Annotated in this window: 33 protein-coding genes and 1 pseudogene; 32 read left to right on the top strand and 2 right to left on the bottom strand. The window is 33.8% G+C overall.

Features of this window, described 5'->3' with window-relative positions:
* The first annotated feature begins 21 nt into the window (after nucleotides 1-21).
* The 32 genes from GQ45_RS00175 (at nucleotide 22) to GQ45_RS00015 (ending at nucleotide 24,531) form a co-directional block, all read left to right on the top strand.
* On the top strand, nucleotides 22-546 hold the full coding sequence (locus GQ45_RS00175) for a hypothetical protein (RefSeq protein WP_047414148.1): 525 nt from the start codon (nucleotides 22-24) through the stop codon (nucleotides 544-546).
* Between the two features lie 280 nt (nucleotides 547-826).
* Nucleotides 827-1,120: a type II toxin-antitoxin system HigB family toxin gene (locus GQ45_RS00170; protein WP_047414146.1), complete on the top strand. Its 294-nt coding sequence runs from the start codon at nucleotides 827-829 to the stop codon at nucleotides 1,118-1,120.
* A gap of 1 nt (nucleotide 1,121) precedes the next feature.
* Nucleotides 1,122-1,478 carry a type II toxin-antitoxin system HigA family antitoxin gene (locus GQ45_RS00165; RefSeq protein ID WP_047414143.1) on the top strand — a complete coding sequence of 119 codons (357 nt, stop codon included), beginning with the start codon at nucleotides 1,122-1,124 and terminating at the stop codon, nucleotides 1,476-1,478.
* Nucleotides 1,479-1,689: 211 nt separating this feature from the next.
* Entirely contained in the window at nucleotides 1,690-2,211 is a 522-nt protein-coding gene (locus GQ45_RS00160; RefSeq protein WP_231555129.1) for a DUF4265 domain-containing protein, read from the top strand.
* A 200-nt stretch (nucleotides 2,212-2,411) separates the two neighbouring features.
* Nucleotides 2,412-2,741: a hypothetical protein gene (locus GQ45_RS00155; RefSeq protein WP_047414140.1), complete on the top strand. Its 330-nt coding sequence runs from the start codon at nucleotides 2,412-2,414 to the stop codon at nucleotides 2,739-2,741.
* A 212-nt stretch (nucleotides 2,742-2,953) separates the two neighbouring features.
* On the top strand, nucleotides 2,954-3,133 hold the full coding sequence (locus GQ45_RS00150) for a hypothetical protein (protein ID WP_197056886.1): 180 nt from the start codon (nucleotides 2,954-2,956) through the stop codon (nucleotides 3,131-3,133).
* A 45-nt stretch (nucleotides 3,134-3,178) separates the two neighbouring features.
* Nucleotides 3,179-3,982: an AraC family transcriptional regulator gene (locus GQ45_RS00145; protein WP_231555128.1), complete on the top strand. Its 804-nt coding sequence runs from the start codon at nucleotides 3,179-3,181 to the stop codon at nucleotides 3,980-3,982.
* Between the two features lie 98 nt (nucleotides 3,983-4,080).
* The gene (locus tag GQ45_RS00140) at nucleotides 4,081-4,623 is read left to right on the top strand and encodes a YceI family protein (RefSeq protein WP_047414135.1); all 543 of its coding nucleotides are present in this window, start codon (nucleotides 4,081-4,083) and stop codon (nucleotides 4,621-4,623) included.
* Nucleotides 4,624-4,634: 11 nt separating this feature from the next.
* Nucleotides 4,635-5,417, top strand: a complete 783-nt coding sequence (locus GQ45_RS00135; protein ID WP_047414134.1) for a glucose 1-dehydrogenase — start codon at nucleotides 4,635-4,637, stop codon at nucleotides 5,415-5,417.
* Between the two features lie 145 nt (nucleotides 5,418-5,562).
* Nucleotides 5,563-6,480, top strand: coding sequence for a ClpXP adapter SpxH family protein (locus GQ45_RS00130; RefSeq protein WP_047419867.1), 918 nt, complete (start codon nucleotides 5,563-5,565; stop codon nucleotides 6,478-6,480).
* Between the two features lie 69 nt (nucleotides 6,481-6,549).
* A complete protein-coding gene (gene ygiD / locus GQ45_RS00125; protein ID WP_047419866.1) occupies nucleotides 6,550-7,374 on the top strand; it encodes a 4,5-DOPA dioxygenase extradiol in 825 nt (274 codons plus the stop codon).
* 381 nt (nucleotides 7,375-7,755) lie between these two features.
* Nucleotides 7,756-8,364: a hypothetical protein gene (locus tag GQ45_RS00120; RefSeq protein WP_047414132.1), complete on the top strand. Its 609-nt coding sequence runs from the start codon at nucleotides 7,756-7,758 to the stop codon at nucleotides 8,362-8,364.
* Between the two features lie 236 nt (nucleotides 8,365-8,600).
* Entirely contained in the window at nucleotides 8,601-8,855 is a 255-nt protein-coding gene (locus tag GQ45_RS00115) for a hypothetical protein (RefSeq protein WP_047414131.1), read from the top strand.
* A 905-nt stretch (nucleotides 8,856-9,760) separates the two neighbouring features.
* A complete protein-coding gene (locus GQ45_RS00110; protein WP_047414129.1) occupies nucleotides 9,761-10,390 on the top strand; it encodes a hypothetical protein in 630 nt (209 codons plus the stop codon).
* A 217-nt stretch (nucleotides 10,391-10,607) separates the two neighbouring features.
* On the top strand, nucleotides 10,608-10,997 hold the full coding sequence (locus tag GQ45_RS00105; protein WP_047414127.1) for a hypothetical protein: 390 nt from the start codon (nucleotides 10,608-10,610) through the stop codon (nucleotides 10,995-10,997).
* Between the two features lie 153 nt (nucleotides 10,998-11,150).
* Nucleotides 11,151-11,636 carry a hypothetical protein gene (locus GQ45_RS00100; protein WP_047414125.1) on the top strand — a complete coding sequence of 162 codons (486 nt, stop codon included), beginning with the start codon at nucleotides 11,151-11,153 and terminating at the stop codon, nucleotides 11,634-11,636.
* A gap of 218 nt (nucleotides 11,637-11,854) precedes the next feature.
* Nucleotides 11,855-12,457, top strand: a complete 603-nt coding sequence (locus GQ45_RS00095; RefSeq protein WP_156125298.1) for a hypothetical protein — start codon at nucleotides 11,855-11,857, stop codon at nucleotides 12,455-12,457.
* Between the two features lie 245 nt (nucleotides 12,458-12,702).
* The gene (locus GQ45_RS00090) at nucleotides 12,703-13,074 is read left to right on the top strand and encodes a transposase (protein WP_047414120.1); all 372 of its coding nucleotides are present in this window, start codon (nucleotides 12,703-12,705) and stop codon (nucleotides 13,072-13,074) included.
* The gene (locus GQ45_RS00085; RefSeq protein WP_052188076.1) at nucleotides 13,074-13,925 is read left to right on the top strand and encodes an IS3 family transposase; all 852 of its coding nucleotides are present in this window, start codon (nucleotides 13,074-13,076) and stop codon (nucleotides 13,923-13,925) included. The genes GQ45_RS00090 and GQ45_RS00085 overlap by 1 nt, the downstream gene beginning before the upstream one ends.
* Nucleotides 13,926-13,979: 54 nt before the next feature.
* Nucleotides 13,980-14,897 (top strand): DUF6624 domain-containing protein, encoded by a 918-nt coding sequence (locus tag GQ45_RS00080; protein ID WP_047414115.1) that lies wholly within the window; start codon nucleotides 13,980-13,982, stop codon nucleotides 14,895-14,897.
* Nucleotides 14,898-15,160: 263 nt separating this feature from the next.
* The gene (locus GQ45_RS00075) at nucleotides 15,161-15,721 is read left to right on the top strand and encodes a hypothetical protein (RefSeq protein ID WP_156125296.1); all 561 of its coding nucleotides are present in this window, start codon (nucleotides 15,161-15,163) and stop codon (nucleotides 15,719-15,721) included.
* 235 nt (nucleotides 15,722-15,956) lie between these two features.
* Nucleotides 15,957-16,337, top strand: a complete 381-nt coding sequence (locus GQ45_RS00070) for a hypothetical protein (RefSeq protein WP_047414111.1) — start codon at nucleotides 15,957-15,959, stop codon at nucleotides 16,335-16,337.
* A gap of 621 nt (nucleotides 16,338-16,958) precedes the next feature.
* Nucleotides 16,959-17,522, top strand: coding sequence for a GNAT family N-acetyltransferase (locus GQ45_RS00060; protein ID WP_047414106.1), 564 nt, complete (start codon nucleotides 16,959-16,961; stop codon nucleotides 17,520-17,522).
* Nucleotides 17,523-17,732: 210 nt separating this feature from the next.
* Nucleotides 17,733-18,104, top strand: a complete 372-nt coding sequence (locus tag GQ45_RS00055) for a hypothetical protein (protein ID WP_047414104.1) — start codon at nucleotides 17,733-17,735, stop codon at nucleotides 18,102-18,104.
* A 226-nt stretch (nucleotides 18,105-18,330) separates the two neighbouring features.
* On the top strand, nucleotides 18,331-18,900 hold the full coding sequence (locus GQ45_RS00050) for a hypothetical protein (RefSeq protein ID WP_047414101.1): 570 nt from the start codon (nucleotides 18,331-18,333) through the stop codon (nucleotides 18,898-18,900).
* 151 nt (nucleotides 18,901-19,051) lie between these two features.
* Nucleotides 19,052-19,588 (top strand): hypothetical protein, encoded by a 537-nt coding sequence (locus GQ45_RS00045; RefSeq protein ID WP_047414098.1) that lies wholly within the window; start codon nucleotides 19,052-19,054, stop codon nucleotides 19,586-19,588.
* Between the two features lie 233 nt (nucleotides 19,589-19,821).
* Nucleotides 19,822-20,421 carry a hypothetical protein gene (locus GQ45_RS18090; protein ID WP_197056885.1) on the top strand — a complete coding sequence of 200 codons (600 nt, stop codon included), beginning with the start codon at nucleotides 19,822-19,824 and terminating at the stop codon, nucleotides 20,419-20,421.
* A 215-nt stretch (nucleotides 20,422-20,636) separates the two neighbouring features.
* Nucleotides 20,637-21,281 carry a hypothetical protein gene (locus GQ45_RS00035; RefSeq protein WP_047414096.1) on the top strand — a complete coding sequence of 215 codons (645 nt, stop codon included), beginning with the start codon at nucleotides 20,637-20,639 and terminating at the stop codon, nucleotides 21,279-21,281.
* Nucleotides 21,282-21,978: 697 nt separating this feature from the next.
* Entirely contained in the window at nucleotides 21,979-22,602 is a 624-nt protein-coding gene (locus GQ45_RS00030; protein WP_156125294.1) for a hypothetical protein, read from the top strand.
* Between the two features lie 215 nt (nucleotides 22,603-22,817).
* Complete coding sequence (locus GQ45_RS00025; RefSeq protein ID WP_047414092.1) at nucleotides 22,818-23,369, top strand: hypothetical protein; 552 nt, start codon at nucleotides 22,818-22,820, stop codon at nucleotides 23,367-23,369.
* Nucleotides 23,370-23,591: 222 nt separating this feature from the next.
* On the top strand, nucleotides 23,592-24,080 hold the full coding sequence (locus GQ45_RS00020; protein WP_047414091.1) for a hypothetical protein: 489 nt from the start codon (nucleotides 23,592-23,594) through the stop codon (nucleotides 24,078-24,080).
* 226 nt (nucleotides 24,081-24,306) lie between these two features.
* Complete coding sequence (locus tag GQ45_RS00015) at nucleotides 24,307-24,531, top strand: hypothetical protein (protein WP_047414089.1); 225 nt, start codon at nucleotides 24,307-24,309, stop codon at nucleotides 24,529-24,531.
* A gap of 83 nt (nucleotides 24,532-24,614) precedes the next feature.
* Here GQ45_RS00015 and istB read toward each other — a convergent pair whose 3' ends face one another.
* Together istB and GQ45_RS18085 are read right to left on the bottom strand one after the other, a co-directional pair.
* Nucleotides 24,615-25,346, bottom strand: a complete 732-nt coding sequence (gene istB / locus GQ45_RS00010) for an IS21-like element helper ATPase IstB (RefSeq protein WP_047414086.1) — start codon at nucleotides 25,344-25,346, stop codon at nucleotides 24,615-24,617.
* Between the two features lie 16 nt (nucleotides 25,347-25,362).
* Nucleotides 25,363-26,213, bottom strand: a pseudogene (locus tag GQ45_RS18085) (IS21 family transposase); the annotation flags it as partial.

Here is a 26,213-nt window from a genome sequence, read left to right as displayed (position 1 = left end):
CTGAAGCGTTGTACACAATTTATGCGAACACCAATTCACACATCAAAAAAACTTGAAAAGTTGGTTAAAAAACTAATTAAAACCGACTTTAACGGCAAATGTGGATTATTGGGGAAATGGAATGCAACCGTGTTTTATGTAGACCGAAAAAAATGTTGGTTGATGTCCAATGCAAAAACTCAATATCTTGTAATCTTGACAGACATAAAAACGGCGGATTTGAATAATATTGAGGAAATTTTCAAAAACGCATTTTATGGACAATTAATATATGACGGAATAATAACGGATTTTGAAAATATAAATGCAATTATTGGAGAACTTGATTTTCTGCGCACTGATAATGACAGAAAAACAAATGGATTCCAAAATCATAGACTGCAAGACTTAGACTGGTGGAAATACGAATTTGGAAGTTTAGAAAATATGCCGATTAAGGACTTGACAAATCGCATGAATATGACTCCTATTCAACTAGGTAAAGAGCTTAAAATATCAGACTTTACTGATTCAATAAAGGAAATGAAAAAACTATTGAAAGAATAAAAACTGTGTACAACAAAACCTATAAGTAATGCGGGTTTTGGTGTTTAATTCAATGGTTTGTGTATATTTATGAGGTCGCCAAATCAGTTTGATTTGGCATTTAAAACATTAAAAATTAAAACGCAAACAAAATGCTTTGGCTACGTGCGTAGACGGAAACAAAAAGGTTTCCTTGCCTCCGCACTACACATAGCTTAAGCGTTAGGCACAAGCAAAAAAAAATCAATTAAGTTACCGTTATGGTAACTTTTTTTTGTACTTTTGTTATAAATTACATGATTTGAGAGTAATAGCGAAACGGACTTTAAGGGATTTCTGGACAAAGCATGCGGATAGTGAACAACAATTGACCGCCTGGTACAGGGAAACTGAAAAATCTGAATTTAAAAACTTGAATGAGCTGAAAATCGAGTATCCGAGCGCAAGCATATTAAAGGACAATCGAATTGTTTTCAACATAAAAGGCAACCGATACCGTTTAATCGTAAAATTTAATTTCGAGTATCAAATCTGTTGGATTCGCTTTGTTGGAACGCATGCCGAATATGACAAAATAAACGCAAACGAAATTTAAGATGAAAATAGCACCTATTAGAAACGAAAAAGACTATCAGAGCGCAATAAAGCGACTCGAACTAATTTTCGATGCCACAAAAGGCAGCGAAAATGGAGACGAACTCGAAATTCTATCGATTTTAATCGACCGATACGAAAATGAAAACTTCCCCATAGGAATGCCAGATCCTATTGAGGCCATCAAATTCCGAATGGAACAAATGGGAATGAAACAAAAGGACTTAGCAGAGGTCGTGGGATTTAAAAGCAGGGTAAGCGAAATTTTGAGCAAAAAGCGCAAACTGACTTTGGACATGATAAGAAAAATTAATACGACATTGCATATTCCAACGGAAGTTTTGATACAAGACTATTAAAGAAAAAAAAGCCTGTGCCTAACAATACCTATAGCAAATAGGGCGGTAAGCATCGAATTCATTGGCTTGGAACTGTTTGCGAAGTCCACCAAATCTTTTGATTTGGCTTTTAGAATAGATAAAATAAAAACAAAATGCAAAAGCTTTGGCTACGGGCTTGGCGGAAAGATAAGTACTTATTACCTGCCCTACTTGCCATAGCCGCAACGTTGTGCCTAATTCCAGAATGACAGAAACTGAAAAGAAATACGAGAAGATTTTATTCAAATATCACAGCAATGTTCTAGAAGAATTGACTGTAGAAACAATGTGGTGTGAAATAATTGACGAAGAAAATGGCATTTACAAATTAGATAATATTCCGTTTTACGGACCATTAATCGCAACCGACGACGAGTTTTATGCGAAATTTGAGGAATCAGAGCAAATGCTGACTTATCAAAAGACAACTAAGTTTTCAGGGAACTCTATAGTTTTAGTTATGATATTGCAAAATGGGTTTGACAAAGAAATTATAAGAAATCGATTTAAGGAATTGAAATGCACATCGGAAGGACTTAATGACTCATATTTTTCAATGGAAATTTTAAAAGACATTAATTATTTCGAGATTAAAAAAATGCTGACGGAATATGAAAATGACGGAATTTTAGAATATTCAGAACCGTGCTTATCGGAAAAACATCAAGCGGATTTAAAAAAAATAACTAGGCACAACAACGGCTATAATTAATGCGGACTTTGGTTTTTAATTAAGTGGTTTGTGTATATTTATAAAGACCGCAAAATCAGTTTGATTTTGCTTTTAGATAAAAAATAAAACATAACAAACTGCTTTTGCTTAGTGCTTAGTTGGAAATCCGTCGGATTTCTGCATCGCACTAATCATAGCCCAAACGTTGTGTGTAATGTGAGAAAAAGCGAATTCTATAAATGGGAGAACTAATTTTTGAATGGATAATTGGCGGAATTTATGTTGCAATTCGGGCTTTATACGATTGGATAAAGGAAAAATTGTTCGGAATTAAGGATAAACAAAAAGCGGAATTAAAAAAAATTGAAAAAAAAATACTTTACAAGAAAATAAAGCTGACCGAAAACCTAGATAACGGACTGAAAATCGGACTAAACGGAGCTGTTCTTGAAGTAATTGATGAAAACAATGTTTTCGTTGAATTTTACGACCTTAATGGAAAACAGATTGAGATAGATGACAAAATTGTGTTTGAAATCGGAATTGACCAATTTAAACTGATAAAATAAAAACGCATAAAACACTACACACAACACCGTATAAAATTAATGGCTAGTCCTCGCATACTTACGAAAATCCTTGCGGATTTTCTATCTAGTAATTATTTGCTAGATTAGGTGATTAAAAACGCCACTAATCTTATACATAAACGTTACCTGCAAGCCTAAAAGACGACAGAGCAAGAATGAACTACAGAAATAAACATAAAATGATGGGACAAATGAACCATAAGACAGCCGACCCAAAAGCCAACGCTTCTGTATTTTTATTTTTTCCCACCGCACATTTTTTAAAAACAATTTTTGCCAGCCGCATTAATGGCACATTTGGTTTTGCCCAGATACGCAAAGCCAACGCTTCAGCAAAACCCAAAGAGCCACTTCTCACATCACTCATTTAAAAACATAACTTTAAAATTATGAATCAACTTTTCAAAATATTTAGAGTGGACGAAGATGAAGCAACTAAAATCAGTGCTTCACCAGACGAACCGCACCAACACGACTTTGAAGAGTTGATTATCGGTATGGAAGGTCAATTAGAACACTTTATTGATTTTGAAAACACATTACTTGACGCACCTCTTGTAAGTTTTGTCACAAAAGGAAAAGTTCATCGTGTTATACCAAAATTAAAGAACGGCAAGTGCGATATGTGGGTAATGCGATTTAAAAGCGAGTTTATCCCTGAAATCACTTTTCAGCTTTATGCAAATTACCACAACCACGCAATGCTAAAGCTGCCAAACGACTATTGCTTTAACCGTTTAACTACAATATGCGAAATTATAAACGGAGAAATCCAGCAGGAAAATCCAGATTTGAGTGTAGTAAGACATTTGCTAAGCGCTTTGTTCATTATGATAGAATCGGAAAGAAATAAAATTACACCCAATGAAACCGCAATAAGCACTACTCAGAATACCACACTTCAAAACTTTTTGCAAATACTTGAAGAAAATTATCAGCGGCCTGTAGGCGTAGAATTTTATGCTGAAAAGTTGTTTATGTCGGCAAGAAATTTAAATCTTATTTGTAAAAATATCCTTCAGCAAACAGTAACTGAAATCATTGAAACAAGAAAATTGATAGAAGCCAAAAATCAGCTAACACATTCAGCAAAAAACATTTCAGAAATTGGATTTGACCTTGGATTCAATGAAAAAGCCTATTTCACCAATGTGTTTAAAAAAAGAACAGGGCTAACTCCTTCTGAGTTTCGTGAAGAGATGAAAAAGCTCCTTTCCTGATTTTACAACTCTTCTTCCAAATACTGTTACCCGTTGCCCTTTAAATGATTGCACCTTTGTAGTGTCAAAATTAATTAATCATTTAAAAACATAAAAAAATGGAAACAGTAGCAAAAACAACAACAAAATGGGTTTTAGACCCAACTCACAGTGAACTTACTTTCAAAGTAAGACATATGATGATTACTAACGTAAAAGGTGAGTTTAAAAACTTTTCTGTTGCAGTAGATGGAGACGATATTTTAAAATCTTCATTAAATGTAAGCATAGACGCTTCGTCTATCAACACGAACAATAATGACAGAGATAATCATCTAAAATCAGCCGACTTCTTTGATGTGGAAAATCACAAAGAACTTTTGTTCAAAAGTACTTCATTCAAACAGAAAGATGATGATGAATATGAATTGAAAGGAATTCTTACCATCAAAGGAAATAGTAAAGAAGTAGCCCTCGAAGTAGATTTTGGCGGCATCAACAAAGACCCTTGGGGAAATGAAAAAGCGGGTTTTTCTTTAGAAGGAAAAATAAACCGCAAAGATTGGGGACTTAACTGGAACGCAGCTTTGGAAACTGGTGGTGTGCTGGTAAGTGAAGAAGTGAAAATCTTCGGTGAACTTCAATTTGTAAAGCAATCTTAAAACAGTAAACAATGAAAAACAAAGTAATAATAATCACAGGTGCCGGTATGGGACTTGGGTTAGCAACAGCAAAAGAATTGGCTTCAAAAGGTGCAAACCTTGTATTGGTTGACTACAACGAAAAAGGTTTGGCAGATGCAAAAGCGGAAATCTCAAAAGAGTTTCCGAATGTGAAAATTATCAATGTGGTGGCTGATGTATCAAAAGAAGAAGCCGTTCAAAACTATGTAAATGAAGCGGTAAAAGCATTCGGAAGAATTGACGGGCTTTACAACAATGCGGGAATTGAAGGAAAGCAGGCAAGCATTACCGAGTATGATGTAAACATCTTCAAAAAGGTGATTGACATCAACCTGATGGGTGTGTATTATGGAATGCGTTATGTAATTCCTGTAATGCAAAAGCAAAAATTTGGTCGTATTGTGAACGTGGCATCAGTTGGTGGTATTCGTGGAGTGCTTAACCAAATGCCTTATGTGGCAAGTAAACACGCTGTGTCGGGTATGACAAAAAATGCAGCTTTGGAATATGGCAGAGACGGAATCTTAACCAATGCCATTGCACCTGGAGCTATCTTAACACCAATGGTCGCAGAAGCATTCAAACAAGTTAATCCATCTGACCCTAAAGCAGCAGAAACCGAATATGCTCAACGTAACCCGACCAAACGACTTGGGCAACCACACGAAGTAGCCAAATTAGTTTCTTTTCTTTTAAGTGAAGACAACGGCTATGTAAGCGGACAAACAATTGCGATTGATGGTGGCGAATCAAATATTTATGGCAACTCATAATTGAATATATGGAGTGTAGTGTCATCATCATTGACGACACTACACTTTTGCCTGAAACAATTTCAATATGAAGTCAGCATTAATTTTAATCATAAGTCTTTTAACTTTTGGTAGTTCAAGCTGCCAATCACAAGTACGAAATAAAATGGAATCAAATAACAATAATCCGCTTTTATGCGATATCGAAACAGGAATGTGTGAAATGCCTGATTCATCAAAAACGGAGCAGGAAGCTTCATTTTCTAAATCATCACAAAAACCTGTAAAGGTTATTTATTACACCGACCCTATTTGTTCATCGTGTTGGGGTATAGAGCCACAATTACGTAAACTGAAATTGGAATATGGAAATAGTATTGAAATTGAATATAGAATGGGCGGCTTATTACCCGACTGGAGTTATAACAGTGGCGGAATTAGCAAACCATCGGATGTAGCCCATCATTGGGACGAAGTAAGTGCTCATTACGATATGCCAATCGATGGTGATGTTTGGCTGGAAGACCCTTTAAATTCTTCTTATCCGCCATCAATTGCTTTTAAAGCAGCACAAATGCAAAGCGAAGAAAAAGCCGTTGAATTTCTCCGAGAAATAAGAGAAATGGTTTTCTTACAAAAGAAAAATATTGCCAAATGGGAGCACTTGGAAACAGCAGCTAAAAGTGTAGGCCTGGATGTTGCACAATTTAAAACCGATAACGAAGGCAGAGCAAAAGAATTATTTCAAGAAGATTTAAAATTGGGAAAAGAACTTGGCGTAAGGGGCTTTCCTACTATGTTTTTTGTGGATGAAACAGGCAATAAGGAGTTTGTTTACGGAACAAAACCGTATGCGTTTTATGAAATGGCCATATTGAAATTAGCCCCATCGTCTTCAAAAGCAGAATACAGTAAAACCTGGGAAACCTTATTTGCCAAATATTCTTCACTTACTGCAAAAGAATTCGCTGAATTGTCAGGAACACCAAGAAAGGGAAGCGAGCAATTTTTGGATGAATTAGATGCAAAAGGAAAATTGAAAAAACTCACGACTAAGAACGGTTCTATATGGAAACTAAAGTAAATGTTGTTTATGATGGACAGAAAAACATTTTTAAAATCACTGGCAGTATTGCCATTAACAGCAGCAGCTATGAAATTAGACGTATTAAATAAGTTAACAGAACCAATGAGCAAAACGGCTAAAATGCCTGTTTTGTTTTTGGGGCACGGCAGTCCGATGAATGCCATAGAAGAAAATGAATTTGTAACGGGCTTTAGAAATATCGCCAAAGGAATCCCAAAGCCCAATGCGATTTTGTGTGTGTCGGCTCATTGGGAAACCAAAGGAACTTTTGTTACGGCAATGCAAAATCCACCTACTATTCACGATTTTGGCGGCTTTCCGAAAGAATTATTTGCTGTACAATATCCTGCACCGGGAAGTCCCGACTTGGCAAAAGAAACCAAAACACTCATCACAAAAACAGAAATAGTATTAGATGATAAGTGGGGTCTCGACCACGGTGCGTGGAGTGTGATAAAACATTTGTATCCGAATGCAGACATTCCTGTTATTCAAATGAGTATTGATTACAGCCAATCACCTCAATATCATTACGAATTGGCGCAGCAAATTAAATCGCTTCGTGAAAAAGGCGTGCTGATTATAGGTAGTGGGAATATGGTTCATAATCTCGGAATGGTTGAGTGGAAACGATTGAACGAAACCTTTGGATATGATTGGGCAATTGAAGCAAATGAGAAAATGAAAAAATTTATTTTAAGTGGCGACCATAAGCAGCTTATCAATTTCCGTTCGCAAGGAAAGGCGTTTGACTTAGCCATCCCTACACCTGAACACTATTTGCCTTTGCTTTATTCGTTAGCATTAAAAGACGATAAAGATGACGTGAGTTTGTTTAACGACAAAGCAGTGGCAGGTTCATTAACTATGACATCTGTTAAAATAGGCTAAATCCAACTCTAAAAGCAAGCACATTTGCAATTCGCACAAGCCAATACACAGACCAAAAAATGCAAAAGAGCTTGCTTTGCCAATGCAGACAAAAATTGTTTTTTATAAATTTACCAACGCTTCAAAAAAATAAAACCACACCGACACACAGCCCGACAAACACATTAGACAATGACAATTAATCTCAATAAAGACAAGACATACAGTGACACGAAAGAAGGAGCCAGCAGGTAACAATGTATATAAAAAATAGGCGGGACAGCAGTAAATTGAAGGGTTATAGCACGTTTAAAACTTTGTGCTTAGCTGAAAATTGGGTGTTTCAAAATCGCCTACTTTTCATATACTAACCGTTGTGGCGCATTTAACAGAACCTCCCAAATGAAATTGAACATTACCAAAATTTTGATTCTAATATTAATGACTTCGGCATGTGTAAATCAAAAAAGGGAATTAAAAGAATATGGTTATGGCAAAAAAGAAAATGACAGTTTAAAAGTTTCGCTACGACTTGACGGATTTAAAACATATGGTGAATTCATTGACCGAATTATCGAAGTGTCTTGTAATGACAGTATTCCTAGGATTGTAATAGAATCTAAAAATATTGTTCGGAATATTTATCCCACTCAAGACTGCGAACCGTTCATATTTGACCCCGCAGGAAAACATTATGTAACTTTTAACAGAGGTAAAGTCTATCATGAACAAAGCTTACCTGAAATTAATTTGGACTCGTTATCCATGATGTTACACTCGGAATTCTCATATTATCATTCATCCAATTCAACCGACAAACCAGATAACTATTTCGTGATTATTGAATCTATGCGTGACGAAAAAACGGTTGGAATTGAAAGTTTCATAAATACATTGGCAATAAAATATGATTCTCTAAAAACTGATGTTGTTTTAAATCTTGCGTTTTGGGAGCAAGTTCCGTATCATCCCCCTACGCCAATGGGGTTCGACACTTTGCGGATGGAATAAAAACGCGCCACAACAAAACCTATAAGTAATGCGGAGTTTGGTGTTTAATTTAAAGTAAGCGTATATTTACTATGTCCGCAAAATCTTTTCGATTTTGCTCTGGAGAAAAAATATAAATCAAAACAAAAAGCTTTTGCTACGTGCGTAGACGGAAACAAAAAGGTTTCCTTTACTCCGCACTACTCATAGCTGAAGCGTTGGCATTCATTTGCGAAATGCCCTTAAAATATTAAAATATGAATAAACTAAAACTGACATTATTTTTTTTACTAATTTTCTCTTTAGAATGTTTTAGCCAAGACTCTGGAAACAACGGAATAAGAAATACGGCAATAAGCAGTGGAATTGGATTAGGAACTGTTTTAGCCGTTGTTGTTTCCTGGGAAAGGAACAAATCTGTTTTATTAGCATTTTTACACGGAATTTTTAGCTGGTTGTATGTTTTATATTTTGTGATGACAAGAAAACCTGAAGAAAGAAATAAAAAATAAGTCAGAATTTTAGAAGCATAACGGAAACGGAACTGCTTCTAAACTTAAATAAGTTACTGATTTACTTACTCAAACGGAATTTAAAAATATTATAGAATAAAACGCTGACGGAATTCACTCAAGCGCAGGAAAATCTAAAAGCGGAATAAGACTGAATAAAAAAAACGAAATGCCAACAATAGCTATAAGTAATGCGGAGTTTGGTGTTTATTCCAAACTAAGTGTATATTTAAAGTGTCCGCAAAATCTTTAGGATTTTGCTCTGACGAAAAAAATTTAAAACAAAACAAAAAGCTTTTGCTACGTGCGTACACGGAAACAAAAAGGTTTCCTTGCCTCCGCACTACTCATAGCTTGAACGTTAGCAAAAATATCCGAAGACAGTAAAAACTGAACTTAAATCGAGCTGGCTAAACGGAGTTTTTTTTAAGGAGAAAAAAGACGGAATTAAAAAAGCAAAACGCAAAGATTACGCAGACAGAATTTACACACTTGGTGTAATTAAAATTGAAAATCAAAACGCAAACTTTACGCAGTCGGAATTGAAAAACTGAACGGAAAAACTGAGCAGGGAATCTGAACGCAGAAAAAATATACTTTTGCTAACAACGGCTATAATTAATGCGGGCCTTGGTGTTTAATTCAGTGCTTTGTGTATATTTATAAAGTCCGCAAAATCAGTTTGATTTTGCTTTGGGATAAAAAATTTAAAACAAAAAAAACTGCTTTTGCTTAGTGCTTGGTTGCAAATCCGTCGGATTTCTGCACCGCACTAATCATAGCCCAAACGTTGTAAAACATTTAGCTCAATCAAAAAGCAGTTTTACTAAACGAAAAAGGTTATTCACTAATTATGAATTGTTTTATAGAAATAGTAATTTAATATTTGATTTAAATTAATAACTATGAAAAAAATATTTATAACTCTGATTTTAGCTTTGATTTGTACTATTTCGAAAGCAACCGAAATAGAAATAATAGCCGAAGTAACTTTTGAGAACTTAACGAATAAGGAATTTACTTCAGGAGAATTTACAATCATTAATTCAAATCACAAAATCGAAGTCAATAACGCTGAGAGTTTTAAAATCACTTTACCGGAAAAAGGTAAATATCTATTCAGCTTCGTTTCAGATGACTTTACTGCTTACACTTTCTATCCTTCACGTATAAGTAATAGAAAAAATACAATTACTATTCGGCTAATGGAAAAAACTGAATTAAGTTATAGTAGTGGAATTTACTCTTTCCCTATGAATTTGGACACAAATTTGACCGAAGAACAAATAAAAATACGGATTTCGGACGGAACACTAAATTTTATAATACATGGCATCGACGGTTCAATTCCAGAAGGATATTTGGCATTTAAGGAAAAATATGGAATTGGACTTATAAAAGAGAATTGCGTGATTGACCCTTTATCATTTAAAAAAGTAACAGAAAACAATCAAATGATTTTCGATTATTTAAATAAGAAATATGGAACGGAATGGTTAACGGAATTAAAAGCTAAACCATTCGGAATAAAATAAAAACGTTTTACAACAATAGCTATAAGTAATGCGGAGTTTGGTGATTAATTCAATGGTTTGTGTATATTTAAGAGGTCGCCAAATCAGTTTGATTTGGCATTTAAAACATAAAAAATAAAACGCAAACAAAATGCTTTGGCTACGTGCGCAGACGCAAAAAAAAGGTTTCCTTGCCTCCGCACTACTCATAGCTGAAGCGTTGTAGCACATTTGAGAAATGCGTCAAGTAAAAGAAATAATATCGGATATAGAATCATATAAAAGTGATGACGGAAATTGGTTACTATTAGAAGAATTAGTGACTGAATTGTGGGAAAGCGGAAAGCCAGAAATCGGAATTGATGCTCTTTTCGGAGTCTTTGAAAAAAATCCGACTGATGATGGCGCTGGAGTTTTTTGGACAATATTGCACGGACTTGAAACACTGGAATACGAACAGAAACTGTATGCCTCCTTGATCGACAAACCATCCCATATGACAATTACAATGTTGAAGCGAATTGAAAATACGGATTGTGACACTATCGCAGGAAAATCTATTTCTGAATTGAAAAGTTTTGTAAAGAACAATCCAAAAATTGAATCGGAATTACTTGATGAAATATAAAAACGTGCTACAACAATGTATAACCGCAATTACGGCGGATTCGACTACGTCCGAATCCACTCGGAATTGCTAACGTCTGTGCCAAACCGAAAATAATCGCTAATTTAACCCGTAACTGCGGTTATACGAACCGTTAGCAACAAGTAAAATAAAATGGAAAAATTATCTGAAATATGGATTGAATTTAGCCGATCCAGTAATGGACTGTTAAATGATGGTATTTTAGATGCTATTCAAGAAAAAGAGGAATGGAATTTTATTCCTAATGATTTAAAGTGTTTACTCAAAGCCAATAATGGACAAAAAAAAGATTCTAAAGAAGGACTGTTCGGGAAATTACATAACGGAAAATCTGATTTCAATTATCATTTTCTTGACTTTGAATCAATAATAAGTACATACAATCAAATAAAGGATTTCAAGATACCTGGTATAGAAGATAATGAAATACCCTTCGCTATATTGACGAATGAAGGGTTTGGTTTTTCTATAAATAAGTTGGATTTATCAATAAATTACATATCCTTTAACGAGTATGATTATAATGGAGGGACTGTCCACAATAAAGGAACTTATAAATACGCAGATAATATGATTGCCTTTATTGGAAACCAAACTATGTTGCTCGAATTTAAATAAAACCAGTTGCTAACACTGTATATAGCAAATAGGGCGTTCGGTGGTTTAAGAAAGTTCAGTGGTATTTACCAACACCGCCAAATCGTTAATTTGGCATTTAAGAATGAATACTTTAAAAACAAAACACAACGTTTTGGCTCATTGCAAAATTGAAAGTTTATCGCTTTCTACTGCCCTACTTGCCATATACTAAACGTTGTGTGTAATTAAAAAAGAATATGACTCTATTACAAAGAAAACTCTTCCTGCGTAGAGAGTTTACAATGAATAAAAAAGATTTAAATATTAAATCATCTGACTTAACCAGCTCAGAAGAATTGAATATTCCTTATGAAGAAATCGACACCAATAAGCTTATTTTTCAAAAAAAGACTGATAATATAATGTTGATTATCACGCTAATTTTTGGCGGATTTTTCATCATAAATCTATTTAATCCAGAGAACTATAAGGGAGATGGATGGTTTGGTGTTGGACTTTTCCTTTTTATGGTTACGTTGTTTAGTGCAATGATTACCTATGTGAAATCCAAAAACTTGGTATTAATTCCGACTCTGAACAATGGGTATATTGAAATTTTAAAAGCCAAACCAAATCAAAAACAGTTTGATGAGTTTTTAAGTGAGTTAACAAGTAGAATAAGTAAATACCTTAAATCAAAATATGGAACTCTTGATTTTGACATGCCATATGAACCTCAATTAATGAATTTATCATGGTTAAAAGACAGAGAAATCATTACGACCGATGAATTCGAAAATTTAAAAAAAGAATTAATAAATAATGGAAAAGGTAAAGGTCCTGTTGGGTTTAATAAATAACTACACACAACAACGGCTATAATTAATGCGGACTTTGGTTTTTAATTCAGTGGTTTGTGTATATTTATAAAGACCGCAAAATCAGTTTGATTTTGCTTTGAGATAAAAAAATAAAACATAACAAACTGCTTTTGCTTAGTGCGTAGTTGGAAATCCGTCGGATTTCTGCACCGCACTAATCATAGCCCAAACGTTGTACCACATTTTGACCCGTCCTGAATAAAGGCTACATAATTTTAAACATTATGTACAAAAATGACAAAGTAATCAGACGGTATTCAGAACCTTTTAAACTGAAAATTTTAGACGAAATTACAACCGGGAAACTAAACAAAAACCAATTAGGTAAACTCTATGGTATTGCGCCTACCACCATCAATGAATGGATTAGAAAGTATAACCGTAAAGACCTAATGAACACCAGAGTAAAAGTGGAAACAAAAGACGAGATAACTCGAGTTAAAGAACTGCAAAAAGAGATAGAACAGCTTAAAAAGTTACTCTTAAAAAAGGATCTGGATGCCTTGGTATTAGATTCATACCTAGAAGTAGCTGCTGAAGATCTAGGCTATAAATCTGTGGCTGAACTAAAAAAAAAGCTAAGTATAAAGCCTTAATTAAAGCCAAAAGAAAATCTAAGGGATTTGCTTCTTTAGCTGCTATAACCCATTGTTTTGGTCTAAAGCGTAATGCCTATTATAAGTATAAAGATAGAGCTGACAAACGTTTAAAACTAGAACAACAGATTATTGAAATAGTACACAAAAGACGCAGATCCCTTCCTAGAGAAGGCGTGCGTAAACTTGTTAAATCCTTAGATGACGAGTTTACTATAGCCAATCTTAAAGTCGGCAGAGATACACTGTTTAATGTCCTTAGAAAACATCAAATGCTAACACTTAGAAAGAAATACAGTAGCAGAACCACTAACTCATACCATCGCTTTTATAAGTATAACAACATTATAAAAGATGTTGAAGTTACTAGATCTAATCAAGTTTGGGTATCCGACATTACCTATATCAGAACTATAAAAGGCTTTTGTTATCTAGCTCTTATTACAGACATGTACTCTCGTAAAATAGTTGGATATGACCTTAGTGATAGTCTAGAGCTCAATGGATGTGTCAGGGCGCTTCATAAGGCTATTTATCAAGCTAAGAGTATTAAAGATCTTACTCATCATTCAGACAGAGGCATACAGTATTGCAGTAATGTATACACACAAATACTCAAAAGAAACAAAATACAAATCAGTATGACAGAACAAAACCATTGCTATGAAAATGCAATGGCAGAACGTGTAAATGGAATCTTAAAAGATGAATTTTATCTAGACCAAACCTTTACAGACGTGGCTCACGCCAAAAGAGCAACAAAAAATGCTATTAATTTATACAATGAAATTAGATTACATTTATCTTTAGACTATAAAACACCAAATATGGTATATTTAAAAACAGCGTAAAATCAATTTTAACCTGTAGCCATATTTCAGGACAAGACATTTGAGAAAAAACTAATGAAATATTTTATAATCATTCTATTTATTACACTCGTTTCTTGCAAAAAAGAATCAAAAACTGAATGTGATTACATTACAAACTACTATCAGAATCTTTATCAAGCAGATATCGCATTTGAAACTGAAAATTACAAGAAAGCATTTGAAATGTATCAAGAAGCTTTTAATTCTTGTGAACCGATAAACACAGAAGGGTATAATGAACTCGCAAATTTTGCAGAGACTTGTGCGATTTTAGGAAAGAGTGTATTAGCAATTGAATTTATCAAAAAACAAATCGAACGAGGTTATGAAATAAAATGGCTTCAGCAGAATGAAAATTTTGATAAAATATTCGCATCTGAAGAAGGAAAAAAATTGATTTCTGAATATGATTACTTACGAAATGTGGCTTTGTCGAAAATAAATTTAGATCTTCGAGAAGAAATTAAGCAAATGAAAATCGAAGACCAAAAATATCGAAATGGTAACTTTCAAAAAAACATAAAGAAACAAGAAAAAATTGATGCTTATAATACCAATAGAATTATAGAGATATTCAATGAATTTGGATATCCAAACGAAACGGTAATCGGAAGTTATTCTATAGACCAAACATCTGTGCATATTTCGACGATGTTATTACATACACCTGACTCCATCAGAATGAAATACTTCGTCCCAAAACTAACTGAATTTATCAAAAGCGGAAGTTGTTCGCCAAATACATTAGGTACTATAATTGACCAATATTATTTGTATAATGACGAGCCTCAAATTTATGGAACGTATCATGCACAAGGAGGTGGATATGCCCGTATGATAGATGACCTTAAAAAGGTGGATAGCAACCGAATTTCGATTGGATTACCTCCATTGGAACTGAAAGAAAAAAAAGACAGTATTTTAAAAGTACGTTACCCTGACTTATTTTAAAAAAACGTGGTACAACAAAACCTATAAACAATACGGGCTTAGGGCTTAATCGATAGGTTTGCGTATTTTTATGAAGACCGCAAAATCTTTGAGATTTTGCTTTGGACAGGAAAAGAAAAAACAAAACACAAATATTTCGCTATGTGCATGGCGGAAAGCAAACGCTAGTTTGCTCCCGTACTGTTCATAGCTAAAACGTTGGGCACAAGTAAACTGAAAATGGAAAGTTTATGAAAAATGAGTTAAAATCATTAAATTAGAATATGATTTTAAATACTAAAAGACTTATTGGTTGGATTGTCTTTGTGATTTGCACTTTACTAATTCCGTTTATTGCAATGAGATTTACTGATGAAATAAACTGGGACTTGACCGATTTCTTAATAATGGGAATTGTATTGATCGGAATAGGAATCGCCTATGAAATTGTCTCGATAAAATCAAAAAAAACCACCTATAAAATGGCTTTTGTAATAGGACTTTTGGGTGCCTTTTTGCTATTCTGGGTGAACGGTGCTGTGGGAATTATAGGCAGTGAAAACCAAGATGCCAATCTTTTGTTTGGTGCAGTTTTTTTGGTAGGTCTGGTAGGTGCTCTGATTTCTCGATTTAAGGCCAAAGGAATGTCAAAAACTTTATTAGTTGCATCTGTTGTTCAAATGATGGTACCAATGATAGCAATAATTATTTGGCCACCATCAGAAATTTCATGGTCACCAAGTGTGCCTGGAGTTTTTTTATTAAGCGGATTTTTTGCTTTTCTGTTTTATTTATCGAGCATGCTATTTAAGCGCTCTGCGAACAATCAATTGAATTTGCACTAAACAAATAAAAAACCTGTGCCCAACAACGGCTATAATTAATGCGGGCTTTGGTGTTTAGTTCAGTGCTTTGAGTATATTTATAAAGTGCGCAAAATCAGTTTGATTTTGCTTTGAAAGCTAAAAATTAAAACAAAAAAAACTGCTTTTGCTTAGTGCTTAGTTGGAAATCCGTCGGATTTCTGCCCCGCACTAATCATAGCCCAAACGTTGTACACCATTTGAGAAATTAGCAAATATGAGTTGGGACATTGTACTTTTTAATTCAAAACAGAAATTAGAATCAGTTGCAGAATTGGACGAAAACCTACTCGAACCAACCGACTTTAGCGGGATTTTGGAAAACTCATTTGACCAAATAAAAAAAGATGATAACCACAGAGAAATAATCGGAACTGATTTCACTATTGACTTTTTTGCCGAGGACGAGTATTCGAGCAACTTTATGCTCTCATTGTGCGGAGAAAACGGACTTTATGAATTAATTGAGTTGGCTAAAAAGCACAATTGGCAGATTTATGATTCTGGACTTGACGAAATGATTGACTTGGAAAATCTTGAAAAAAACGGATTTAAAAATCATAAGGAGTATATCCAACAAATTGACAATAGAAAATAGATGGTATATACTATAAAAGTTTGGCTGTTTACTGTAATAATTTCGCCGCTTTTATTAGCATTAATTTTAGGTGCCATTATTAGTGATTCCAGTTTCAATAGTATATTAAATTCTTACGAAATATTATTTGTAATGATATTAGTAGGTTTGATTTCGTCGATACCAGCGATGGTAATTTTCGGATTAATTAAACGACGTTTGAATAACAAAGTTTCGGACTTGAAAGAGAAAACAATTTTATCCTTTTATTCCTTTTTATCGGTTTGGATTACATTCTTTATAGTAGATAAGGGATTTATAATAAGGTGGTCGGAACAAACTATATGGGTGTTAATTTATTCCTTGACAATTGTTCTAGGTGTTTGGATTTTTAAAAGTTCTGCGAATGGATTAACGGAATAAAAACGGTGTACAACAAAACCTAAACGTAATGCGGACTTTAGGGCTTAAACGAAAGGTCTGCGTATATTTATAAAGTCGCTAAATCTTATGGATTTAGCTTTAGAATAGAAAAAATAAATCAAAACAATAAGCTTTAGCTTCGTGCTAAGACGGAAATGAAAAGTTTCCTTACCTCCGCACTACGCTTAGCTAAACCGTTGTACACAAGTTGAGAACCGAATGAAATACCTACTTGAAAACCAAGAAACTGAACGAATAATATTCAGAAAAATTGAAAAATCTGATTTTAATGATTGGTTTGAATTTCATAAAAACCCAATAACTTCTCAATACTGGATTTCTGAATTAGAAAGTCCGGAAATTGAGTGTGAAAATTGGTATGAAAAACAATTTCATCGCTATCAAAATGACTTGGGAGGAATGAATACACTAATTGAAAAAGAAACAGGAAAATTAATTGGTCATTGTGGGCTTTTGGTTCAAAACGTAGACGGTAAAATTGAACTAGAAATTGGATATTCACTTTTACCAAAATTTTGGAATAAAGGTTATGCCACAGAGTCGGCGAAAAAATGCAGGGACTTCGCTTTTGAAAATAAATTTTCGGATTCTTTAATTTCTATAATTAGTTTGACCAATAAGCCATCGGAAAGTGTTGCTTTAAAAAACGGAATGCATGTTAGTAAAGTGACGGATTATAGAAATAACAAAGTAAACATCTTTCGTATTTATGAATACGAATGGAATAAAATAAAACCTGTGTACAACAATACCTATAAGTAATGCGGAGTTTGGTGTTTAATTTAAAGTAAGCGTATATTTACTATGTCCGCAAAATCTTTTGGATTTTGCTCTGGCGAAAAAATATAAATCAAAACAAAAAGCTTTTGCTACGTGCGAAGACAGAAAAAAAGGTTTCCTTGCCTCCGCACTACTCATAGCTGAAGCGTTGTGTACAATGTCCCAAGAATCGCTTAAAATTTACATTAATTTATGATATTAATAAATCAAAAAAACTTCCAAAAGAGGAATATCGTTTTAACAATATATCTATATCTGACTTTGGGTATTGGAATTTATTTATTAAAGGATGATTTCCAATCTGTATTTTCTGGACCTGATTTTGACAATATTTTTCTTTTACTTATTGGGTTATCTGATATTACGTTTACAATAATGATTTTGAATTGGAAAAAATGGGCGTTCTATGGACTCTTAATTACAAGTTTGTCGATACTAATTTTCAATTTAGTAAACGGTTATGGAATTTTAATTGCAGCATTAGGATTTTTTGGTTTTGTAATTATATACTTATTATTATTACTAAAAAAGAATGGAATAAGTGGATGGAAAAATTTGGAGTGAGTGAATTAAATAAAAAACACTGTACACAACAATACCTATAAGTAATGCGGAGTTTGGTGTTTATTCAAAACTAAGTGTATATTTAAAGTGTCCGCAAAATCTTTAGGATTTTGCTTTGACGAAAAAAAATTAAAACAAAACATAAAGCTTTTGCTAAGTACGCAGACGGAAACGAAAAGGTTTCCTTGCCTCCGCACTACTCATAGCTTTGACGTTGTAACACATTATGAAAAAAACTCTGATATTATTAATAATCGCTCTGACTTCGAATTTAGTTGAAGCGCAATTCATTAAAGAAAAATCAATAAATGCCCAAATCGGATATGGATTGAGCGCACCAAATAACAGTGTCGATGAAGTTGTAGATGATGGGTTTTTTGCACAAGGAGAATTAGTGCTTAAAGTAAAGTCTTGGATTGAATTTAGACCATATGCAGGTTTTATCTTGACAAGTTCAAATGGAGAAGACCTAAATGGTAATCCAACTGATGAAAAAGCTGAATCAAAAGCCTTTTTACTTGGAGGAAAAGCAAGAGTTAGAGCACCAATTCCTTGGGTAGCACCTTATGTAGAAATTGGGATTGGAACTTCAATTGGGAAATTTGAAACATTTACGGCATTTGATAACATAGACAAAAGCGGAATCATTTACCATATTCCATTTTCATTTGGACTTGAATTGGGAAAAAATAATAATGTTGATTTAGGATTTGCTTATTATTTTCAACCATCTGTCGAACAGTATGCTGGAGCATTTGCGGTCGGAATTACATTTCCACTGAATAATAAAAAATAACGTGTTACAACAATGGCTATAAGTAATTGCTTGTTCTCGCCTACTTCTGAAAATCCTCGCGGATTTTCAGTTTGGTGTGTACTTGCTAAGTTAAGTGCTAACCCACGCAACTACTCATAGCCGAGACCGTTGTGCGTAAGCTAAAAAAAATATGCTGGAAAGTTTATTATTTATGTTTTTAATTTTTGTCGGTGGATTATTTTTGACTATTTCTGTGATTAGTGTAATAGTTGGAATAATTAAAAAATCTGAGAAGCAAATAAAAATTGCTATTGGAATTGGAATAATACCTGTACTATGTTTTGGACTAATAGCTTTTTGGTATTTCATTGCAGTTCCGTCATTTAACAAAAGTGAAATGGAAGATTTTTCAGGAACTTACGCACCGAATAAACAGGCCATGGAATTATTAAATGAAAATGGAATTAACTCAAATGAAGTCGAATTGATTTTGATCTCGAATGGTACATATGAATTTGACGTTATTGCAGGGATTGGACTTAAGAAAAATGGAACTTGGAAAACGGGCGGAATTGATGGAATGTTCGAATTTTACGATAAAGAAGGTGCCCTATTGCAATGGGTGAATCCTTCTGGAAGCGGAGAAAATTCTAAATTGTCGTTTGAATATCAAATGGACCAAAGTGATTGGAAAAACAGGAAAACAATATTATTCGTGAAGAAGTAAAATAAAAAAAGCCTACGCACAACAATACCTATAAGTAATGCGGAGTTTGGTGTTAAATCCAAAGTTCTGTGAATATTTAAAGTGTCCGCAAAATCAGTTTGATTTTGCTTTGTGAACTAAAAATAAAAAACATAACAAACAGCTTTTGCTACGTGCGTAGCTGGAAATCCGTCGGATTTCTGTGTCCGCACTACTCATAGCTTGAACGTTGTAGTGCATTTGAGAGCAACCTAATGAAAATCAAGAAACTGATATTAATAATGGGAATTTTAAGTAGCGTTTTCGGATTTAGTCAAAACAAAAATCTAATTGAACTGACTTCAAATCAAGACGCTGAAGAAGGTTGGCAAGATTTAATTTTCACAATCACTAAAAAGGAAAAAATAGACAATGGATTTTGGAGTTTGACGTGTAAAGCAAAATATGAAAATCAGATTGTTGGACTAAAAATCAATATTGCGGACGGAATTCAAGCCGGAATCGTGAATAATGAGCTTGACAATACAAGATTTGTAGAAAACGGAATTGAAATACAATCAATCGGAACTGATAGCGATAAGTTAATAGGTGTAATTTCTAAACTTTATGGACAACCTAAACAAACAAAATTCTCGACTGAAAAACTGACTTTCACAATATTTCCTTTAAACCGAGAAAACGCAACTTTAGAAAATGGTCGATTTAAATTTAAGCTGTTTTTTGACGACAACAATGAGCAAAATCTATACGCTGAATTCTATATAAATCCTGACTTAAAAAACGGAACTGTCGAATTGAATGAAAAAGATGAGGAATATCGCCAGAATATTGTAAAACTGTTATCTGAAAAATGAAAAAACGCACTACAACAATGTATAAAAAACATAGGGCGGTTTTGGCTTCCCGTAAGGTCTGTGCTTATTTATAAAGCCGCCAAATATAAAATTTGGCATTTTCAACAAAAAAGATAAAAGCAAAATATTATATTTGGCTTAGTACCAAACCGAAACGTATCGCTTATCACCTGCCCTACGTTTCTTATACTGAACGTTAGGCACAATCTAAACAAATGAAATTCAAATTGCTCTATATTTTACTTTTCGTATTTGGAACTTGTTTAGGTCAGAAAACAGAACTTGATTTGAAAAACTATTTCTCAAAAACCGAGATTAAGGACTTGAATCTAATTACGGATTTTTTTCAAGAACAAATTTGTGGGACTAAAGACAGGGGGAAATTTGTGGAGTGCATTACAAAATCTCTACCTGAATTGGTTGACTTAGAAAATAATTACGTAAGACAAAAAATTAATTACCGAAATCAGAAAAAATTATATTCTAAAATATCTGATTCTACATTTAATAAAATATGGGCAATATGTAAAACTTGGAGGGAAGTTGATCCTAAATATGAATATCAAAGCATTTGCTTTAGTCAAAACAAATTGTTTATTGATTTTGCAAAAGAATTGGGCAAATCAAACAAATATTTAGAATACTATGCCGAGAAATTGCAAAATATCGGCGCTTTCGATGACGGAATATTTCTCGCCTCAAATATCCAAAAAGCACCATCAAATTGGAATTTAGAGAATAGAAACATTCAAATAATGATTGCAATTCATTATCTGACTCAAAATGACATGCTCAAAAGAGACAGAAAAGCCGCCAGATTAGAGAAAAAGGATTTAAGAAAACTAAACCGAAAAAAATAAAAGACTGTGCCTAACAATACCTATAAGTAATGCGGGGTTTTGGTATTTAATTTAAAGTAAGCGTATATTTACTATGTCCGCAAAATCTTTTGGATTTTGCTCTGGCGAAAAAAAATAAATCAAAACAAAAAGCTTTTGCTACGTGCGCAGACGGAAACAAAAAGGTTTCCTTGCCTCCGCACTACTCATAGCTGAAACGTTAGCAAAAATATCCAAAGACAGCAAAAACTGAACTTAAATCGAGCTGGCTAAACGGAGTCTTTTAAGGAGAAAAAAGACGGAATTAAAAAAGCAAAACGAAAAGATTACGCAGACAGAATTTACAAACTTTGTGTAGTTGGAATTGAAAAGCAAAGCGCAAAGATTACGCAGACAGAATTTACAAACTTTGTGTAATTGGAATTGAAAAGCAAAACGCAAACTTTACGCAGTCGGAATTGAAAAACTGAACGGAAAAACTGAGCAGTGAATCTGAACGCAGAAAAAATATACTTTTGCTAACAACGGCTATAATTAATGCGGGCCTTGGTGTTTAATTCTGTGCTTTGTGTATATTTATAAAGTCCGCAAAATCAGTTTGATTTTGCTTTGAGATAAAAAATTTAAAACAAAAAAAACTGCTTTTGCTTAGTGCTTGGTTGGAAATCCGTCGGATTTCTGCACCGCACTAATCATAGCCCAAACGTTAGCACAAATTTTGAAAAAAAGAATTTTAATCATATCAATTTTCAGCCTTGTATTTTTGGCCTGCTCAAATTCAAAAATTGACGGGACATGGGTTTTGTGTTATACGGACTCACAAAGTAAGGTTGCAATTTTTAACGAAGTGTTTACCTTCAAAAATGGACATTTCGAATCAGAATCTTTTAGTGGACCAGCTTTTTACGAAAAATCCAGCGGGTTATTTGAACTGAAAAAAAATCAATTAATACTTAATGATAGTATTAATCTGTCAATTGGATTAATTAGCGCTGATAGTTTAATGATTGTAGACGAGACAACATCATACACTTTTAAGAAACTTAACGATTCGTTGAAAAAAACAGAAACCGATAAAATCATTATTAGCGGAAAGAAATTCGAAGTAGACCTAGATGGACATCATTTTTCCAATGTTAGTTATCTTAATGGAAAAATTTCATTTGACTCTCAACCTTTTGAAGAGAGTCATGAATATTATAAAAGAATAAATCACAATGGATTTGATATAATTTTTCAAGAGTTTGCAGCTCCCAAAGTAATTAAGAAAATCTACAACGATACAATATTGCTATATGGGTTTCATGAAAAAATATATGAAATAAAAATGTGGGAAGAATAAAAAACTTGTGCTAACAATGCCTATAGCAAATAGGGCATAAAGTGCTATATTTAATGACTTGGGCTATTTTACTAAGTCCGCCAAATCATTTGGATTTGGCTTTTAAAATGAAAAAGATAAAAACAAAACAAAAAGCTTTGGCTAAGAGCCCAGGCGGAAACGAAAAGTTTCCTTTCCTGCCCTACTTGCCATAGCCTAAACGTTGTAAACAATTTATGAAAACGAGAAACTTAATAGCAATTTCAATAATTATTCTGACTTTAAGTTGTAAAGAGAGTAAGAAACAACCCGTTTCTGAAACTAACAAAAAAAGTGAAATTCTATTAATAGAAAATGAAGACCAAACTGTTTATCGAAAAATAACGGAGTTGGATAAATACAAAGGATTTACTGAAATTGTTGGAATGGTTTTGGACGGTACTGACAAAGCACTTTCATACCTCCAGAAAGATAGCATACAAGTACTGGTTTTGGAACAGATTATTAGAGATAATCCTTCGAAAGTGAATTTTAAAATATTAGACGAAGTTCAATTGATTGCAGACAAATCAAAACTGTTCTCTGAACCGACTGATTGTAAGATGGCCGACAAATCTAACGAAAAATTCATATTCGGAATAGCAAAAAATCAAGACAAAGAATATTTTGACAAAAACCATATCTTAAAAGTGTGGAAAATAGATTTAACGAAAAACAAATTCATTGAAATAGAATCTGAAAAAGTTAAATGTTTTAACCATTGGTTCGGATATGATGAAGAAATATAAAAAAACTGTTTACAACAACGTATATAAAACATAGCTATTATAGGCTTTCCGAGAGGTTTTTGTGTATTTTCGAAGATCGCCAAATTTTTAAATTTGGCTTTTTGAGAAATTAAGATAAAAAGAAAATTTAAAAATCTGGCTTGTGTATAATCCGAAACTTCTGTGTCTTTTTGCACGCTACGTTTCATATACAAACCGTTACCTACAATTTCAAATAACACTGTGAACGACCAAACAAAAGTATATAACCTTAACAATTCGGCTAACAGCATTATTGAAATAATTAATTCAGAAATAGGACGGAACAATATTGCAGGAGGATTTTCTGAGGACGGAGGAATAGAAATCTATGGAAATTTATCATTTTTTGCTTTTACTCCAAATTTAGGGCCGTTAGTGAAACTTATTGCAAATGCGGTAAATACAAATGAAAATGGAACCGAAAGCAAACTAACTCTAAAAAGGATTAACGGAATTACTTATAAGATGCAATTTTGGTTTGGAATATTTTTTGTCGGACTGACTTTAACAATTGCTGTATATCAATTAGCTATGAACGGATTTAGCAAAGTCGAGTTTTTAATTATGCCGACTTTCGGACTGATTTACTCACTAATAATCGAATTAATCGCGCGATTTAAAATATCATCACTGATTAAAACGGTGGAAAAATTAATACTGACCGATAAGATGACGCATAAAAAACTGTAGGTAACAATGCCTATAGCAAATAGGGCAAAAAGCGCTAAATTTATTGGCTTAGGCTTGTTTGCAATGACTGCCAAATCTTTTGGATTTGGCTTTTAAAATGAAAAAGATAAAAACAAAACAAAAAGCTTTGGCTACGAGCGCAGACGGAAACGAAAAGGTTTCCTTACTGCCCTACTTGCCATAGCCGAACCGTTGTGTGTAATGTGAGAAAAAGCGAATTCTATAAATGGGAGAACTAATTTTTGAATGGATAATTGGCGGAATTTATGTTGCAATTCGGGCTTTATACGATTGGATAAAGGAAAAATTGTTCGGAATTAAGGATAAACAAAAAGCGGAATTAAAAAAAATTGAAAAAAAAATACTTTACAAGAAAATAAAGCTGACCGAAAACCTAGATAACGGACTGAAAATCGGACTAAACGGAGCTGTTCTTGAAGTAATTGGATAGGGCGGTCAAATTGAACCACTTGCGGCGGATGAAAGTGAGCATAGCAAAGTAAGTGCTCAAAATCGATTCATTTGTGGTTAAATTTAGTCTTTATTTTTCATTTTTTTACGCATCGATTCTCCTTTAATATGTATTCTGTGTGCATTATGTACAAGGCGGTCTAAAATGGCATCTGCGATGGTTTGTTCTCCTATAATTTCATGCCATGCTTCTACTGGTAATTGTGAAGCTATAATAATACTGTGTTCTCCGTGTCTATCTTCAATAATTTCCATAAAAGAGTGCCTATTTATAGCATCTAAAGCTTTGAGTCCAAAGTCATCTATAATCAGTAGGTCTTGTTTTTCTAGTTTATTGATTTGTTTTAAATAAGAGCCATCTGCTTTTGATGTTTTAAGCATGGTAAAAAGTTTATTCGTGTTATAATACATGACTTTATATCCCAATGAACACGCCTGATGACCAATAGCTGATGCTATATAGCTTTTTCCAGCACCTGTACTTCCTGTGATAAGGATATTCTGTTTTTGCTTTATAAACTCACAGCTAGCAAAGCGTTGTATTTGATTTTTATCTAGCTGTCTTGAAGCATCAAAATCGATAGCTTCCATAACAGCACTATATCTAAAACGTGCCGCTTTTGTTAACCGTTCTATCTTTCTGTTTTGGCGGTCATCCCATTCGCTTTGGAGCAGATATGCGATGAGTTCATCATTTGTGTAGTTTATACTTTGTGGTGATAAACTGCTGTCAAAGGCTCTGTACATGCCGTATAGCCTTAGTTGTTTCATGTGTTCTAATGTCTGTTTATTCATTGTTTTTGGTTTAAATTTATTTGTAATAATGGCTCCCTCTAATATTGCTATGGTTTGGGATATCTGGTTGATCTTCGATATCTTCATCTAAAGTGTCCCAGCCGTTTTTAAGGATACGCTCTACAATATTGTAGTTATGCGCTCCATAGTCTAATGCTCGCTTACAGGCATTATCTAGCCGTGTATTGCCTACCTTTTTAGTAAGGTGCAATATGCCTAAACACGATTTGTAGGATTGCTCAGGGTGTTGTTTCTTTTCTAATATGTTAATGATTAACACCTTACAATTATTACCAACTTGCTCTGCCCAGGTAATGAATTTTTCACTGCTCCACTCGCTGATAAAGCGGTGATGGGAAGGCATGTGTTCCTTTATCGTGCTATACCCATATTTTTGCTTGTTTCTTGGATGTACCGTAAGCAGTTCCTGCTGGTAGTAAATCTCTACTGCGCTATCTGAGTAAACCATTTTGATACGCTTGCCTATATGCTGATAGGGCAGACTATAATAGTGTTTGTCCTTACTAAAATAAATATGGCTGTTTTTATGAACCGTTGCATTAGCGTAGCGTTTAATCTCATAGCGTTTTGCTGGCAATGGTCTGAGCTGATGCTTTTCAATCTCTTCAAATAACGAATAGCGAGAATATTCACGCCCCCTAAAAGAGGTGCTGTTATGGGTTTTAAGAAGTTCTAATATAGCCTTATTCAGTGCAGCTTTAGTATGGATCGTTTGGTTACGCAATGGCGCAAAGACACGTGTATATATGATACGTACAGCATTTTCGACGATGGCTTTATCTCTAGGTCTGTAGGCTCTAGTTGGAAGTACTGCCGTTTCATAATGCTCAGCAAAATCTATAAAAG

Source organism: Cellulophaga sp. Hel_I_12, from assembly GCF_000799565.1.
Classification (GTDB): domain Bacteria; phylum Bacteroidota; class Bacteroidia; order Flavobacteriales; family Flavobacteriaceae; genus Cellulophaga.
Note: the sequence above shows the minus strand (reverse complement) of the source record. Positions and strands in the feature narration are given on the sequence as shown.

Bases quoted from the DNA above. Each gene is read 5' to 3' on its own strand.
- GQ45_RS00175 (WP_047414148.1), top strand. From the start codon at position 22: ATGCGAACACCAATTCACACATCAAAAAAACTTGAAAAGTTGGTTAAA.
- GQ45_RS00165 (WP_047414143.1), top strand. From the start codon at position 1,122: ATGAAAATAGCACCTATTAGAAACGAAAAAGACTATCAGAGCGCAATA.
- GQ45_RS00155 (WP_047414140.1), top strand. From the start codon at position 2,412: ATGGGAGAACTAATTTTTGAATGGATAATTGGCGGAATTTATGTTGCA.
- GQ45_RS00150 (WP_197056886.1), top strand. From the start codon at position 2,954: ATGAACCATAAGACAGCCGACCCAAAAGCCAACGCTTCTGTATTTTTA.
- GQ45_RS00140 (WP_047414135.1), top strand. From the start codon at position 4,081: ATGGAAACAGTAGCAAAAACAACAACAAAATGGGTTTTAGACCCAACT.
- GQ45_RS00135 (WP_047414134.1), top strand. From the start codon at position 4,635: ATGAAAAACAAAGTAATAATAATCACAGGTGCCGGTATGGGACTTGGG.
- GQ45_RS00130 (WP_047419867.1), top strand. From the start codon at position 5,563: ATGGAATCAAATAACAATAATCCGCTTTTATGCGATATCGAAACAGGA.
- ygiD (WP_047419866.1), top strand. From the start codon at position 6,550: ATGAAATTAGACGTATTAAATAAGTTAACAGAACCAATGAGCAAAACG.
- GQ45_RS00120 (WP_047414132.1), top strand. From the start codon at position 7,756: ATGAAATTGAACATTACCAAAATTTTGATTCTAATATTAATGACTTCG.
- GQ45_RS00115 (WP_047414131.1), top strand. From the start codon at position 8,601: ATGAATAAACTAAAACTGACATTATTTTTTTTACTAATTTTCTCTTTA.
- GQ45_RS00110 (WP_047414129.1), top strand. From the start codon at position 9,761: ATGAAAAAAATATTTATAACTCTGATTTTAGCTTTGATTTGTACTATT.
- GQ45_RS00105 (WP_047414127.1), top strand. From the start codon at position 10,608: ATGCGTCAAGTAAAAGAAATAATATCGGATATAGAATCATATAAAAGT.
- GQ45_RS00100 (WP_047414125.1), top strand. From the start codon at position 11,151: ATGGAAAAATTATCTGAAATATGGATTGAATTTAGCCGATCCAGTAAT.
- GQ45_RS00095 (WP_156125298.1), top strand. From the start codon at position 11,855: ATGACTCTATTACAAAGAAAACTCTTCCTGCGTAGAGAGTTTACAATG.
- GQ45_RS00090 (WP_047414120.1), top strand. From the start codon at position 12,703: ATGTACAAAAATGACAAAGTAATCAGACGGTATTCAGAACCTTTTAAA.
- GQ45_RS00080 (WP_047414115.1), top strand. From the start codon at position 13,980: ATGAAATATTTTATAATCATTCTATTTATTACACTCGTTTCTTGCAAA.
- GQ45_RS00075 (WP_156125296.1), top strand. From the start codon at position 15,161: ATGATTTTAAATACTAAAAGACTTATTGGTTGGATTGTCTTTGTGATT.
- GQ45_RS00070 (WP_047414111.1), top strand. From the start codon at position 15,957: ATGAGTTGGGACATTGTACTTTTTAATTCAAAACAGAAATTAGAATCA.
- GQ45_RS00060 (WP_047414106.1), top strand. From the start codon at position 16,959: ATGAAATACCTACTTGAAAACCAAGAAACTGAACGAATAATATTCAGA.
- GQ45_RS00055 (WP_047414104.1), top strand. From the start codon at position 17,733: ATGATATTAATAAATCAAAAAAACTTCCAAAAGAGGAATATCGTTTTA.
- GQ45_RS00050 (WP_047414101.1), top strand. From the start codon at position 18,331: ATGAAAAAAACTCTGATATTATTAATAATCGCTCTGACTTCGAATTTA.
- GQ45_RS00045 (WP_047414098.1), top strand. From the start codon at position 19,052: ATGCTGGAAAGTTTATTATTTATGTTTTTAATTTTTGTCGGTGGATTA.
- GQ45_RS18090 (WP_197056885.1), top strand. From the start codon at position 19,822: ATGAAAATCAAGAAACTGATATTAATAATGGGAATTTTAAGTAGCGTT.
- GQ45_RS00035 (WP_047414096.1), top strand. From the start codon at position 20,637: ATGAAATTCAAATTGCTCTATATTTTACTTTTCGTATTTGGAACTTGT.
- GQ45_RS00025 (WP_047414092.1), top strand. From the start codon at position 22,818: ATGAAAACGAGAAACTTAATAGCAATTTCAATAATTATTCTGACTTTA.
- GQ45_RS00015 (WP_047414089.1), top strand. From the start codon at position 24,307: ATGGGAGAACTAATTTTTGAATGGATAATTGGCGGAATTTATGTTGCA.
- istB (WP_047414086.1), bottom strand. From the start codon at position 25,346: ATGAATAAACAGACATTAGAACACATGAAACAACTAAGGCTATACGGC.